The following is a 13,883-nucleotide window of genomic DNA, read 5'->3' on the forward strand; positions in this document are numbered from 1 at the left end:
TTACCCGGCCTACGCGTGCTTTTGTAGCCCCGGTAAGCGCAGCGCCACCGGGGAACAAACCACTCAGAAGTCGTAACGCAGACGCACCAGGTTCATGTCGCCCAGGTTGTCGGTGCTGGAGGTGAACACGTGTTCGTAATCCACGCGGAAACCGTAGTCCAGCTGGACGCTGATACCTACGCCGTTGTCGATGCGCTGGTAGTTACGGCCGTTCACGTACTCAATGCGGTCGCCCATGAAGTACGGCTGAATGGATTTCACCGCATACTGACCGACCGGGAATTTGTAACCCGCAAAGTATTCAATACCCCATGCATCACCGGCGAAGTAGTCGTTAACCGACACTTTTTTGGTGGTCATGAAGTTCTGATACCAGCCGCCGCCTGCGGAGAAGGTCCAGTTATCCGGCGTCCAGCTCAGTGCGGTGCCGAGAATGTTCTGGTCGTAGGATTTGCTGTCGCCGTTGTCCGGATTACGCATGTCCGCGCGGGTGTAGTTCCACGCTGCGCCCCAGGTCAGATCGGTGGTCAGGTGGTAATCGATACCCAGTGAACCGCCGCCTTTACGCTTGTAGCGCAGGCCGTTGCCCGGCAGGTATTCGCTGTCTTCAAACAGGTAAGAGGCGTAGATGTCAGCATCGCCCACGGTTTTCTTGTACTTCAGCATCTGGCGTGAACGGTAAGAGCCGTCGTAGTCGCCGTTGATCCCGTTACCCGGCGCCTGACCAATCATGTCGTAGTCCCAGATATCGGTTTTCGCGCCCACCACGTCATAGTACACGCTGTTCTGCTGGCCGAAGGTCAGCGTACCCCAGGTGTCGCTCTTCAGACCGGTGTAGAGCATACGGCGTGAGGTGTCGTGCGCGCCGTCGGCGTAGTGGTTATCCCAGTTAAACTGCGCCGGAATGTTCACACCCAGCTCGTAGTAGGTGATCCAGCTGATGTCATCGAACAGGTAGTAGTCTGCCGCGAAACGGAAACGGGTACCGCCGTCAAAACCGTTACGCTTGTAGCCGTTTTTGCCGTCATCACCGGTCATGTTCTGGAACTGAGGACGGATGCTGCCGCCAACGGTGAAGTTCAGACGGCTCAGCGGGTTTCCCGCCTGCGGATCCTGTTTCAGAAGGGTGATTTCCGCCTGAGATGCGAAAGAAGCCAATGCCACTGCTGCGCCGATCGTTGTCGCCAGCGCTGTTTTTCTTATAGTCATTATTTTTCCTTGATAGACACGCTGCTAAATATTTAGCTGGTGAATATTAACCGGAAAAATTCGGGCTGCGTGGGCGGGTTTTTAATGTTTTGTGCTACTAAATGCATGGGTATTAACGATTAGTGCTATTAATCGATGACACACCAGCAGAAATGCCGGTGCGTCATCATCACGCAAGTAAACTAGCTGACAAACTGGCGGAACAGCGCTTTACCTTTCAACAGCCGCGTACCGAGCCAGCCACCGCACAGGGACAGCAGCACCGCGCCGCAAACGGGCAGCGTTAGCCACAGCCGCCAGTCAGGCTCCCATGGAAAATCAAAGACTTTCGTCTGAAGCACCGCCAGTGCGGTTTCCGCCCCGATGGCCGCCACCAGGCCCGCCACCAGCCCGAGCAGGGCAAATTCGCTCCACAGCGTGGCGCGCAGCAGCCGTTTACTGGCCCCCAGCGTGCGGTAGACCACCAGCTCCTGATGACGCTGACGCATGCCGACCTGCACCTGCGCCAGCAGCAGCAATAGGCCGCAGACGGTCACCAGCACCACCATCACCTCCAGGGCGCGGCTCACCTGTTCCAGCACCTGCCCGACCTGTTTGAGGATCGCGCCGATATCCAGCAGGCTCACCGTCGGAAATTCCCGGTTCAGTTGCGTCAGCATGCCGTTGCCGTTTTCCCAGCGGAAGCTGGTCAGCCAGCTCTGGGGCTGTCCGTCCAGCGCGCCCGGCGGGAAGATGAAGAAGAAATTTGGCCGCAGGCTTTCCCAGTCCACTTTGCGCAGGCTGGTGACTTTGGCGGTGAAATCCTGGGTATCACCGGTAAAGGTCACGCTATCGCCGAGCTTCACGTTCAGGCGTGTCGCCAGCCCCTCCTCCATCGACACTTCCCCCGCTTTCGGCGGCCACGTGCCGGCAACGATCGGGTTATGGTCCGGACGTTTCGCCTGCCAGGTCAGGTTGAGCTCGCGGTTGAGCGATTCATCCTTATTTCCCTCCGTCGACAGGCCGTTGATCTGCGTCAGGCGGGCGCGCACGATCGGATAGAACGATTCCGGAATAATGTGATGCTCAGACAGGAACCCCTTCAGCGGCGTCACCTGTTCGGGAGCAATGTTGATCAGGAAATAGTTCGGGCTTTCCGGCGGAAGCTGCTGCTGCCAGCGATCCAGCAGATCCCCGCGCAGCACCAGCAGAAGCGCCAGCAGCATAAACGACAGCGAAAATGCCGAGAGCTGGCTGAGGGTAGACCACGGCTGGTGCAGCAGTCGGTTAACCGCCAGCCGCACCGGCAGCGATCTCACCGTCAGCTTTTTGAGAAGATTGAGCAATAGCCAGCCCACCACGCCGCACAGCAGCGCCAGCACCACCGCGCCCGCCAGCACCGCCCACAGCAGCGTACTGCCGCCCATCAGCCAGGCCAACAGCCCGACTGCCACCGCAATAATCACCGGCAGATAGAACTTCAGCGGCCAGACGCTGGCCACCACATCCCGGCGCAGCACGCGCAGCGGCTGGGTGGCGAGCAGCAGCCGGTAGGGGCGTAACCCTACCAACAGCGAAATCACCGTCATCGCGCCGATTGCCCATAGCCACGGCCAGAGGCTGGCGGGCGGCAGCGCAGCGGGCAGGACCGGTTTGAGCAGCACCATCAGCAGCTTTTCAAACAGCAGCCCTATCGCCCCGCCGGTCAGAGCCGACAGCGCCAGCACCATCAGCCACTGGCCGACAATCAGCTTGCGCAGCTGTGCCCGGCCCGCGCCGAGAGTTTTGAGGATCGCCACCAGATCGTAACGGCTGCGGCAGTAGTGCCCCATTGCCACGGCAACGGCCGCAATGGCCAGCAGCAGGGTTAACAGCGCCGACAGCAACAGAAACTGCTGAGAACGCTCGAGGGATTTGCCGAGCGCCCCGTCATCCTGCTCCAGCCCGTACCAGCGATGTTCCGGCTTGAGCTGAGGCAGGAGCCATTTTTCATACGCCTCCAGTTGAGCAGGCGTCCCGCCAAACTTATAGCGCCATGTGACGCGGCTACCCGGCTGGACGGCGTTGGTTTTCGCCACATCAGCGGTGTTCATCAGCAGGCGCGGCGCGAGCTGGAACGGATTAAATCCGGAGTCGGGTTCCTGCACCACTTCCCCGGCAATTTTGAGGGTCGCGTCGCCGACGTCGATACTGTCGCCGGGTTTCAGGTTCAGCAGCGCCATCAGACGCGATGCCAGCAGTACCGTACCGGCCGTCGGTTTTAGCCCCGGCGGACTGGTTTGTAAATCACCATACATCGGGTAGATGTCATCCACGGCTTTTACGCTGGCAAGCTGTGGCGTGTCGCCCGCAAAGGTCATGGTCTGGAAGGTGATTTGCTCTCCCACCTTCAGCCCCTCTTTGCGCGCTTCCTCAATCCAGCCCGGCGGCACGGGGCGAGAACTTTGCAGAGCCCGGTCCCCCGCCATAAATTCCCGGCTCTGCTGGCTAAGCCCTTTCTCCATACGATCGCTGACGCTGCCGAGCGCCAGCACGCAGGCCACCGCCAGGCTCAACGCCAGCCAGACAATCAGCAGCGAGGGCGAGCGCCATTCGCGCCAGAACCAGCGGGCAATCATGCTTCCTCCTGAAGAACACCGTTCACCAGCCGCAGGCGACGGTCGCAGCGGGCGGCCAACTGCGGGTCGTGGGTAACCAGAATCAGCGTGGTGCCGTGTTCGCGGTTGAGTGAAAACAGCAGATCGGCAATTTTGTCCCCGGTTTTACGGTCGAGATTGCCCGTGGGCTCATCGGCAAACAGCACTTCCGGGCGCCCGTTAAACGCCCGGGCCAGCGCCACGCGCTGCTGCTCACCGCCGGAAAGCTGCGCCGGAAGGTGGTCGAGACGTTTTCCCAGCCCCAGCTGTTCCAGCAACGCTTTGGCGTGATCGCGGCTTTCGCGGGTATTTTCACCGCGCAGCAGGCCGGGCAGCTCAACGTTTTCCAGCGCGTTGAGGGTTGGGATCAGCATGAATGACTGAAAGACAAACCCGATATGCCGGGCACGCAGCGCGGCGCGCGCCTCTTCATCAAGCGCGTGGAGGGGCTGGCTGACCAGGTTCACTTCCCCGCTGCTGCCATCGTCCAGCCCGGCGAGAATGGCCAGCAGCGTGGACTTACCGGAACCGGATTCGCCAATCAGGGCGATGGTTTCGGCACGTTTGACAACGAGTTCAACTCCGGTGAGGATGGAAAGCTCGTGTTCTCCCTGACCGACGGACTTCTTAAGACGATGAACTTCAACAATGTTTTCCGCTGGCATTTGCCCTTCCTGTTTTTGATGCTGATGACCTTCCGCGCGGCGGCTGCGGACACGTTATTGATTCTGGGCGATAGCCTGAGCGCGGGCTATCGTATGGCCGCCAGTGCGGCCTGGCCCGCCCTGCTCAATGATAAATGGCAGTCCCGGGCGTCTGTCGTTAACGGCAGCATCAGCGGCGATACGTCGCAGCAAGGCTTATCGCGCCTGCCTGCCCTGCTTAAGCAGCATCAACCGCGTTGGGTGCTGGTCGAACTGGGCGGTAATGATGGTTTGCGCGGCTTCCAGCCACAGCAAACGGAGCAAACGCTGCGGACTATTTTGCAGACCATTAAGGCCGCTAACGCCCAGCCGCTGCTGATGCAAATTCGCCTGCCCGCTAACTACGGCCGTCGGTATAATGAGGCGTTTAGCGCGATCTATCCTAAGCTTGCCAAAGAGTTTGATATTCCGCTGCTGCCATTTTTCATGGAAGAGGTCTATCTGAAACCCCAGTGGATGCAGGATGATGGCATTCACCCCAATCGCGATGCCCAGCCGTTCATTGCCGACTGGATGGCAACCCGGCTGGCTCCTTTAGTAAAACATGACTCGTCAAACAGCTGAGAACCTGACAGGTAAAGTTATGCAAAAATCGGTCTTAATAACAGGATGTTCCAGCGGAATTGGCCTTGAAAGCGCCCTTGAACTGAAACGTCAGGGGTTTTGGGTGCTGGCGGCCTGCCGCAAACCCGAAGATGTCGAACGCATGCGAGGGCTGGGATTTACCGGCATTCTGCTGGATCTCGATTCGCCAGAGAGCGTGGAGCAGGCCGCCGATGAGGTTATCGCCCTGACCAACAACCGGCTTTACGGCCTGTTCAACAATGCGGGCTATGGCGTATACGGCCCGCTACAGACCCTCTCACGGGAACAGCTGGAGCAGCAGTTCTCCGCAAACTTTTTTGGGGCGCATCAGCTCACCATGCGCCTTCTCCCCGCCATGCTGCCGCACGGCGAAGGGCGGATTGTCATGACCTCCTCGGTGATGGGCCTGATCTCCACGCCGGGACGCGGGGCTTACGCTGCCAGTAAATATGCGCTTGAAGCCTGGTCCGATGCGTTGCGCATGGAACTGCGCCACAGCGGCATTAAGGTCAGCCTGATTGAACCGGGCCCCATCCGCACCCGCTTTACGGAAAACGTTAACCAGACGCAGGCGGACCAACCGGTCGAAAATCCCGGTATCGCGGCGCGTTTTACGCTTGGGCCAGAAGCCGTGGTTGCCAAAGTGCGCCACGCATTTGAGAGCGATACCCCTAAAATGCGCTATCCGGTGACGCTGGTGACCCATGCCGTCGGCTGGTTGAAACGCCTGCTGCCGGGGCGGATGATGGACAAAATTTTGCAGGGTTGAGTTGAAGCGACGACGCTTACCCCCATGTAAAGAGTAAACCGATAAAAGAGAATGCCGCATGTCCGTACAGAATATCGTCAACATAACTGAAGCTAACCTGCAACAGACACTCGAACAGTCAATGACTACACCGGTGCTGTTCTACTTCTGGTCTGAACGCAGCCAACACTGCCTGCAGCTGACGCCGGTCCTGGAAAGCCTTGCCGCGCAGTACAACGGTCAATTCATTCTGGCGAAGCTGGATTGTGACGCCGAACCGATGGTGGCTTCCCAGTTTGGCCTGCGTGCGATCCCAACCGTCTACCTGTTCCAGAACGGTCAGCCGGTGGATGGCTTCCAGGGGCCGCAGCCGGAAGAGGCGATCCGCGCCCTGCTGGATAAAGTCCTGCCGCGCGAAGAAGAGCTGAAAGCGCAGGAAGCCATGGCGCTGATGCAGGAAGGCAAGTACGACGAGGCGCTGCCGCTGTTAAAAGACGCGTGGCAGCTGTCGAACCAGAACAGCCAGATTGGTCTGCTGCTGGCAGAGACCCAGATTGCGCTGCACCGCCCCGAAGACGCGGAAGCCGTGCTGAAAACGGTGCCGATGCAGGATCAGGACACCCGCTATCAGGGCCTGGTGGCGCAGATTGACCTGCTGAAACAGGCGGCGGATACCCCTGAAATTCAGCAACTTCAGCAGCAGGTTGCGGACAACCCGGCGGATGCCGCGCTGGCAAGCCAGCTGGCGCTTCAGCTTCACCAGGTGGGGCGTAATGAAGAGGCGCTGGAGCTGCTGTTTAGTCACCTTCAGAAGGACCTGGGCGCCGCAGACGGTCAGGCGCGAAAGATGTTCCAGGAGATCCTGGCCGCGCTCGGCACCGGTGACGCGCTGGCGTCTAAGTATCGTCGTCAGCTGTACGCATTGCTTTACTAACAAAAATGCCCGGTGGCGCTAACGCTTGCCGGGCCTACAAAAGCCGATATTACCCCGTCTTTTTCAACTGCGTCACCACCAGCTGGTGGCGCGCATTGTAAAACTTCCGATAGGTCAGATAGCAGGCAATAATCGTCGACAGGCTCGCCGTAGAGAGCAGCATAAACGTCACCATAATCTGGTATTTAATCGCTTTTACCGGATCGATACCGGCAAAAATTAGCCCCGACATCATGCCCGGCAGGCTCACCAGACCCACGGTTTTGGCGGAATCCACCGTTGGGATCAGCGAAGAACGAATGCTGTCGCGGATCAACCGCGCCGAGGCCACCTTTGGTGTCGCTCCCAGGCTTAGCTTCTCCTGAAGCTGTTGCTGTTCACTGCTGAAGCGTTGCCCCAGATTGTTGTAGCATAACCCGACCGCCACCATCGCATTGCCCGCAATCATCCCGGAAATGGGGATCACCTGCATTGGCGTAAACTCTATCGAGCCGGAGAGCACCAGTACCGCCAGCGGTAACGCGGTCCCGGTAGTGATGGCAATAAACGACGAGAGGAACGCTTTATCGATGTATTTACTGCGTTTCTGCGCGTTCCATGCCGCGTTAAAGCAGATAAACAGCACCATCAACAGGGTCAGCACGGCATGATTGACGTTGAAGATGTATTTCAGCACATAGCCGACGATGATGAGCTGAATGACCGCGCGAACGATACTCCACAGAATATCTTTTTCCAGCCCCAGCTTCTCCCGGTAGCTGACCACAATCGCCACCAGCACCAGGACCATCGACAGCGCCAGCGATTCGTTGGTTATGTTATGTTCACCCACGGTGAGCCTCCTCCATTTTCCCGCCCTGCGGCCTGAGCGTGATGACATCATCCGCATGGCTAATTTCGTTTGAATCGTGCGTCACCCACAGCACGGCAATATCCTGTTCACGGACGTAGCGATGAATAATCTCATTGACGTTGCGCTTGTTAGCGTCATCCAGCGCGCTGGTGATTTCATCCAGCAAAAGCACCTTCGGCAGGAATTGCAGGTTACGGATCAGCGAGACGCGCTGCTTTTCCCCGCCTGACAGTTCGGCAGTCGATTTGGTCAGCGTCTCCGGCGGAAGCCCAAAACGGGTCAGATCGTCCGCAAACTTTTTCGGATCGGGCGTTTGGTTGCGGATGTGCCAGGGGAAAACCAGATTGTCGTACACCGTGTCGCCAAACAGGGACGGCGTTTGCACGCAGTATGACACCTGCTGGCGATAGCTTTCCGGTGTAAGCGTGGCGATATCTTTCCCTTCAAACAGGATGGTTCCCTCCGTTGGACTCAGTAGCGAAGCCACGATTTTCAGGAGGGTGCTTTTGCCGCAGCCGGAGGGGCCGGTTATGAGTTTAAATTCGCCCGGAGAGAGACAAAAATCGACGTGCTGAAGGATGGTGTTATCACCCACACGAAAGCCAACATCCCTGATATCCAGAAGATTTTTTTTATTATTCATTCCGATTCCGTTAACCGCTGTGATAAGAACAGCCTTTAGCATAATCCTTTCCGCTACGCTGCGCGAATAGCCTTAACCTATCGCAAGTGTTAAACTTTTTGTTCGGTAATTGTCACCTCTATAACTACAGGAAGTCAGCAACATGACACATATCTTTTATGAGTTCTCTTCCCTGAAGCCTGGTGTTCCAGATGTGGAAACATTAATGGAAGTCATCAATTCTTCTGAACTCACGCGTTTTGTCATGGGTGCAGAGGTGGTCGATTTTGTTAAGAAGGCGCTCATCGTTAACACCACGATCGGAAGCTTTAAAAACTGCTATTTTGCTTTCGATGATGGGGCTTACTTTCTCGAGTTTGACGGCAAGGGTAAATCCAGACGCTTTACTGAGGTGCCGGACTGGTTCGTTTCCCCCGCGGAATTTGCCCGCTCGCAATGGCTGATTAACCATGACCTGGCCGATGTGAAGGCGACAGCGTTTATTGACGTGCTAATGTCCTACCCGCTTAAAGAGCGCCGGGCGCACTGCAATCTGCTGTTTGGTCTGGATCTGCATAAGGTCAATGTGGTTCCGGCGCCTACAGCCCCTGCCGGAAAAATGGGCAATAAAAACGGAAAAACCACCAAGCCTCGCGTCACGGATCTCGGCTCTTTTGAGCTTTTTACCGCGTTCTTTGCACGCATGAAAACCGCCGTCAATGCAAATGAGTTCCCCACCTTACAGGTGCTGACAGGCCAGAAGGATCTTGCAAAAGCGCCGCACAGCTTAAAGCAAGGGATCAGAACCTGGTTTAAGGGGATTACCGGCGATCTGCCGCCGAACAACAAACGTGTCGGAGCGGGCAATGCAGTACTGTTCTGCGCGCCCGTTCGCGAGCAGATCCAGCAGATAGAGGCCATCGGCCTGGAAAAATACTATCAGGGCTTATCGAAAGCCATCGCTGACGCCGGGGATGGGTTTATCACCGACTTCAGCTATACCTGGTCTGAAGAGTAACGCTATGCGCCCCGCTCTCCTGGCGGGGCGTTTTAATTTTACCAGTCCGGTTCCCACCTCTTTACAGGGGCGAAATCCCGCCCGTTAACCGATATACTTACGTTCAACAAATACGCAATTTTTCTCGTTACGGCATGCAAAACAGGAGGTTTTTATGCTCATCGTTGTTCCTGTCCTTATTTTCGTTGCGCTGGTTATCGTGGGCGCAGGCGTCAAAATTGTCCCGCAGGGTTACCAGTGGACCGTCGAACGTTTCGGTCGCTACACCAATACCCTTCAGCCGGGTTTAAGCCTGATCGTCCCCTTCATGGACAGAATTGGGCGTAAAATCAACATGATGGAGCAGGTGCTGGATATTCCTTCCCAGGAAGTCATCTCCAAGGATAACGCCAACGTCACCATCGATGCGGTGTGCTTTATTCAGGTGATTGATGCGCCGAAAGCGGCCTATGAGGTGAGCAACCTGGAGCTGGCGATCGTCAACCTGACGATGACCAACATCCGTACCGTGCTTGGCTCGATGGAGCTGGACGAAATGCTCTCCCAGCGCGACAGCATTAATACCCGCCTGCTGCACATTGTTGATGAAGCCACCAATCCGTGGGGGATCAAAGTGACCCGCATTGAGATCCGCGACGTGCGCCCACCGGCAGAGCTGATTGCTTCCATGAATGCGCAGATGAAGGCCGAGCGTACCAAACGCGCCTATATTCTTGAAGCCGAAGGGGTGCGTCAGGCCGAGATCCTGAAAGCGGAAGGGGAAAAACAGTCGCAGATCCTGAAAGCCGAGGGCGACCGTCAGTCTGCCTTCCTCCAGGCAGAAGCGCGTGAACGTTCGGCAGAAGCGGAAGCCCGCGCGACGCAAATGGTTTCCGAGGCGATTGCCGCCGGGGATATCCAGGCTGTGAACTACTTCGTCGCGCAAAAATATACCGATGCGCTGAAGGAGATCGGCTCTGCGAACAACAGCAAAGTGGTGATGATGCCGCTGGATGCCAGCAGTCTGATGGGATCTATCGCCGGAATTGCCGAGTTGATCAAATACGGCGGAAACGAGCGTAAAAAATGATTGAGCTCATCGTTGCACATCCTCATGCGTTCTGGCTAAGCCTTGGCGGCTTGCTGCTGGCCGCCGAGATGCTTGGCGGCAACGGTTATCTGCTGTGGAGCGGTGTTGCCGCTGTGATTACCGGGCTGGTCGTCTGGCTGCTGCCTGTCGGCTGGGAGTGGCAGGGCGCACTGTTTGCCGTGCTGACGCTGCTGGCCGCCTGGCTGTGGTGGCGCTGGCTGAACAAACGGGTGAAGGCGCAGAAGCCGGTCGACGCGCATCTCAATCAGCGTGGGCAGCAGATCGTGGGTAAACGTTTTACGCTTGATAACGCGCTGATCAACGGACGCGGTCATATGCGCGTGGGGGACAGTTCATGGCCGGTGGTGGCCAATGATGACCTCAGCGCCGGCACGCGGGTTGAGGTCATTGCGGTAGAAGGCATTACCCTGCGGGTTAAAGCCTGTTAGGCGTGGGTTTTACGGTGGCAGCAGCCGGAAAGATTGTCGATAATCGGGCACTCGGCGCTGTCATCTCCCGGGCAGGATTCTGCCAGCTGTAGCAGTTGCTCACGCATCGCCTGTAATTCGATGATATGGCGTTCGATCTCCGCCACTTTTTCCAGCGTACGTTTTTTCACGTCGGCACTGTGGCGTTTCGGATCGTTAAACAGGTTAACCAGCTCGCCGCACTCTTCAAGGTTAAATCCTACCTGTCTTGCCTGGCGCAGTAACGTCAGTTCATCAAGATGCAGCTGCGTATAGCTGCGGTAGCCGTTCTCACTGCGCAACGGTGGCGTCACCAGCCCTTTTTCCTCATAAAAGCGAATCGCTTTGCTGGTTAAGCCGGTTTTTTTCGCAACATCGCTGATATTCACATTTCCCCCTTGACCTTCCCCTTGATGGAAGGTTTAACCTTCATAACAGTTAGCGAAAAGCAGAGTGAAGGTCAACAATTGACCAGAACATTATACGGGAGTTTTGTTATGTCTCACACTATTGACCTGACACTGGACGGCCTCTCCTGCGGCCACTGTGTCAAACGTGTTAAAGAAAGCCTGGAGCAGCGTCCTGATGTGGAAAGCGCTGAGGTGACTATCGATCATGCCGCCGTGACCGGCAGCGCCAGCGCCGACGCGCTGATTGATACCATTAAACAGGCCGGTTACGGGGCGGAGTTAAGCCACCCAAAGGCTAAACCGCTGGCAGAGTCATCATCCCCGTCGGAAGCACTGACAGCGGCCACTCCTGAGCTTCCGGTAGCTGATGATATTGATGACAGCCAACAGCTGCTGATCAACGGCATGAGCTGCGCCAGCTGTGTCTCCCGGGTACAAAACGCCTTACAGGCGGTACCGGGCGTCGCACAGGCACGGGTAAACCTGGCGGAGCGTACTGCGCTGGTGATGGGCAGTGCCTCCGCCGCAGATTTAGTGCAGGCCGTGGAGAAAGCGGGCTACGGGGCGGAGGCCATCGAAGATGATGCCGAGCGCCGCGAGCGCCAGCAGGAAACGGCTGTCGCCACCATGAAGCGCTTCCGCTGGCAGGCGATCGTCGCCCTGCTGGTCGGTATTCCGGTGATGGTGTGGGGCATGATGGGTGACAACATGATGGTCACCGCAGACAACCGCACCCTGTGGCTGGTGATTGGTCTGATTACCCTTGCGGTGATGGTGTTTGCAGGCGGACATTTCTATACCAGCGCCTGGAAGAGCCTGAAAAACCGCACCGCGACGATGGACACGCTGGTCGCGCTCGGGACGGGCGCGGCGTGGCTGTATTCGATGAGCGTTAACGTCTGGCCGCAGTGGTTCCCGATGGAGGCGCGCCATCTCTATTATGAAGCGAGCGCGATGATTATTGGTCTGATTAACTTAGGCCATATGCTCGAAGCCCGCGCGCGTCAGCGCTCGTCGAAAGCGCTGGAAAGATTACTCGATTTAACCCCGCCGACGGCCCGCGTGGTCACCGACGATGGGGAAAAAAACGTTCCTCTCTCAGAGGTGCAACCCGGTATGACGCTGCGTCTCACCACCGGTGACCGCGTGCCCGTCGACGGTGAAATCACCCAGGGCGATGCCTGGCTTGATGAAGCCATGCTGACCGGTGAGCCGATCCCCCAGCAGAAATCTCAGGGCGATGCGGTGCATGCGGGTACGGTGGTACAGGACGGCAGCGTGCTGTTCCGCGCCAGCGCCGTTGGCAGCCATACCACACTGTCACGCATCATTCGGATGGTCCGCCAGGCGCAGAGCAGTAAGCCGGAAATTGGTCAGCTTGCCGATAAAATCTCCGCCATTTTTGTGCCAGTGGTGGTCGGTATTGCCCTGCTGAGCGCGGCAATCTGGTATTTCTTCGGCCCGGCGCCGCAGATTGTCTACACCCTGGTGATCGCCACCACGGTACTGATCATCGCCTGCCCTTGTGCCCTTGGTCTGGCCACGCCGATGTCGATTATCTCTGGCGTCGGACGCGCCGCCGAATTTGGCGTACTGGTCCGTGATGCTGACGCCCTGCAACGGGCAAGCACGCTGGACACCCTCGTCTTTGACAAAACCGGCACGCTCACCGAGGGCAAACCGCAGGTAGTGGCCGTTAATACCATTGGCTGTACGGAGACGGATGCCCTGCGCCTGGCCGCCGCGCTGGAACAAGGCTCCAGTCACCCGCTGGCGCGCGCCATCCTTGAGAAAGCCGGTGATGCCCGCCTGCCGCAGGTAAGCAACTTCCGCACTCTGCGCGGTTTAGGGGTCAGCGGTGAAGCAGAAGGCCATACGCTGCTGCTGGGTAACCAGGCACTGCTAACTGAACACGGTGTTGATACGTCCGCGCTGGACGCTGAGCTGAACGCGCAGGCCTCTCAGGGCGCGACGCCGGTTCTGCTGGCGAAAGATGGTCATGTGGCGGCGCTGCTGGCCGTACGCGATCCGTTACGCCAGGACAGCGTGGATGCCTTGCAACGCCTGCACCACGCGGGCTATCGCCTGGTGATGTTAACCGGTGATAACCCGACTACCGCTAACGCCATCGCCAGAGAAGCCGGGATTGATGAGGTGATAGCCGGCGTACTGCCAGATGGCAAAGCGGACGCCATCAGGAAATTGCAACGTGATGGTCGTCAGGTGGCGATGGTCGGCGACGGCATCAACGACGCCCCGGCGCTGGCGCAGGCTGACGTAGGTATTGCGATGGGCGGCGGGAGCGATGTCGCCATTGAAACCGCGGCGATCACCCTGATGCGCCACAGCCTGATGGGCGTGGCGGATGCGCTGGCGATTTCGAAAGCCACGTTGCGCAACATGAAGCAGAACCTGCTGGGGGCCTTCGTCTATAACTCGCTCGGCATTCCGATTGCCGCCGGGATTTTGTGGCCGCTGACCGGCACCCTGCTGAACCCGGTTGTTGCGGGTGCGGCGATGGCGCTCTCGTCAATTACCGTGGTGAGCAACGCTAACCGTCTGCTGCGGTTTAAACCGAAAGCGTAGAATCCCGGAAGCAGGCCGGGTAAGCGCAGCGCCGCCCGGCTTTCGCCTATTGCGCCCCCCTTC

13 protein-coding genes are annotated in these 13,883 nt (G+C 57.9%); 7 read left to right on the top strand and 6 right to left on the bottom strand.

Annotation, left to right across the window (positions count from 1 at the left end; all coding sequences use genetic code 11):
- Positions 1-63: 63 nt before the first annotated feature.
- The 3 genes from IPZ49_RS17305 to ybbA all read right to left on the bottom strand — a co-directional run bounded on the left by IPZ49_RS17305 (position 64) and on the right by ybbA (position 4,489).
- A complete protein-coding gene (locus IPZ49_RS17305) occupies positions 64-1,209 on the bottom strand; it encodes a porin (protein WP_063146576.1) in 1,146 nt (381 codons plus the stop codon).
- A 182-nt stretch (positions 1,210-1,391) separates the two neighbouring features.
- Positions 1,392-3,806 carry a putative ABC transporter permease subunit YbbP gene (gene ybbP / locus IPZ49_RS17310; RefSeq protein ID WP_063146577.1) on the bottom strand — a complete coding sequence of 805 codons (2,415 nt, stop codon included), beginning with the start codon at positions 3,804-3,806 and terminating at the stop codon, positions 1,392-1,394.
- A complete protein-coding gene (gene ybbA, locus IPZ49_RS17315; protein WP_038415550.1) occupies positions 3,803-4,489 on the bottom strand; it encodes a putative ABC transporter ATP-binding protein YbbA in 687 nt (228 codons plus the stop codon). The genes ybbP and ybbA overlap by 4 nt, the downstream gene beginning before the upstream one ends.
- Between ybbA and tesA the strand changes: the two genes are divergently transcribed.
- The 3 genes from tesA to IPZ49_RS17330 are packed head-to-tail and all read left to right on the top strand — an operon-like array spanning position 4,460 to position 6,795.
- Positions 4,460-5,092, top strand: a complete 633-nt coding sequence (tesA, locus tag IPZ49_RS17320; RefSeq protein ID WP_003858933.1) for a multifunctional acyl-CoA thioesterase I/protease I/lysophospholipase L1 — start codon at positions 4,460-4,462, stop codon at positions 5,090-5,092. The two genes, ybbA and tesA, sit on opposite strands and share 30 nt — an antisense overlap.
- Positions 5,073-5,882: an SDR family oxidoreductase gene (locus tag IPZ49_RS17325; RefSeq protein ID WP_087878403.1), complete on the top strand. Its 810-nt coding sequence runs from the start codon at positions 5,073-5,075 to the stop codon at positions 5,880-5,882. The genes tesA and IPZ49_RS17325 overlap by 20 nt, the downstream gene beginning before the upstream one ends.
- A gap of 58 nt (positions 5,883-5,940) precedes the next feature.
- A complete protein-coding gene (locus IPZ49_RS17330; RefSeq protein ID WP_022647291.1) occupies positions 5,941-6,795 on the top strand; it encodes a co-chaperone YbbN in 855 nt (284 codons plus the stop codon).
- A 49-nt stretch (positions 6,796-6,844) separates the two neighbouring features.
- Here IPZ49_RS17330 and fetB read toward each other — a convergent pair whose 3' ends face one another.
- Both fetB and fetA read right to left on the bottom strand, forming a co-directional pair.
- On the bottom strand, positions 6,845-7,627 hold the full coding sequence (gene fetB, locus IPZ49_RS17335) for an iron efflux ABC transporter permease subunit FetB (protein ID WP_063146578.1): 783 nt from the start codon (positions 7,625-7,627) through the stop codon (positions 6,845-6,847).
- Positions 7,620-8,291 (bottom strand): iron efflux ABC transporter ATP-binding subunit FetA, encoded by a 672-nt coding sequence (gene fetA / locus IPZ49_RS17340; protein WP_023305606.1) that lies wholly within the window; start codon positions 8,289-8,291, stop codon positions 7,620-7,622. The genes fetB and fetA overlap by 8 nt, the downstream gene beginning before the upstream one ends.
- Positions 8,292-8,433: 142 nt before the next feature.
- Between fetA and IPZ49_RS17345 the strand changes: the two genes are divergently transcribed.
- The 3 genes from IPZ49_RS17345 to IPZ49_RS17355 all read left to right on the top strand — a co-directional run bounded on the left by IPZ49_RS17345 (position 8,434) and on the right by IPZ49_RS17355 (position 10,806).
- Positions 8,434-9,288 (top strand): hypothetical protein, encoded by an 855-nt coding sequence (locus IPZ49_RS17345; protein ID WP_022647288.1) that lies wholly within the window; start codon positions 8,434-8,436, stop codon positions 9,286-9,288.
- A gap of 154 nt (positions 9,289-9,442) precedes the next feature.
- Positions 9,443-10,357, top strand: a complete 915-nt coding sequence (locus IPZ49_RS17350; protein WP_063146579.1) for an SPFH domain-containing protein — start codon at positions 9,443-9,445, stop codon at positions 10,355-10,357.
- The gene (locus tag IPZ49_RS17355) at positions 10,354-10,806 is read left to right on the top strand and encodes an NfeD family protein (protein WP_063146580.1); all 453 of its coding nucleotides are present in this window, start codon (positions 10,354-10,356) and stop codon (positions 10,804-10,806) included. Before IPZ49_RS17350 ends, IPZ49_RS17355 begins: the two co-directional genes overlap by 4 nt.
- On the opposite strand, the gene cueR is transcribed toward IPZ49_RS17355, so the two are convergent.
- On the bottom strand, positions 10,803-11,213 hold the full coding sequence (gene cueR, locus IPZ49_RS17360) for a Cu(I)-responsive transcriptional regulator (protein WP_017383222.1): 411 nt from the start codon (positions 11,211-11,213) through the stop codon (positions 10,803-10,805). The two genes, IPZ49_RS17355 and cueR, sit on opposite strands and share 4 nt — an antisense overlap.
- Before the next feature lie 108 nt (positions 11,214-11,321).
- Here cueR and copA point away from each other — a divergent pair, with 108 nt between their 5' ends.
- On the top strand, positions 11,322-13,820 hold the full coding sequence (gene copA / locus IPZ49_RS17365; protein WP_063146581.1) for a copper-exporting P-type ATPase CopA: 2,499 nt from the start codon (positions 11,322-11,324) through the stop codon (positions 13,818-13,820).
- Positions 13,821-13,883: the final 63 nt, after the last annotated feature.

The organism is Enterobacter cloacae complex sp. S2 (assembly GCF_015159675.1).
In the GTDB taxonomy this organism is placed as follows: Bacteria; Pseudomonadota; Gammaproteobacteria; order Enterobacterales; family Enterobacteriaceae; genus Enterobacter; species Enterobacter intestinihominis.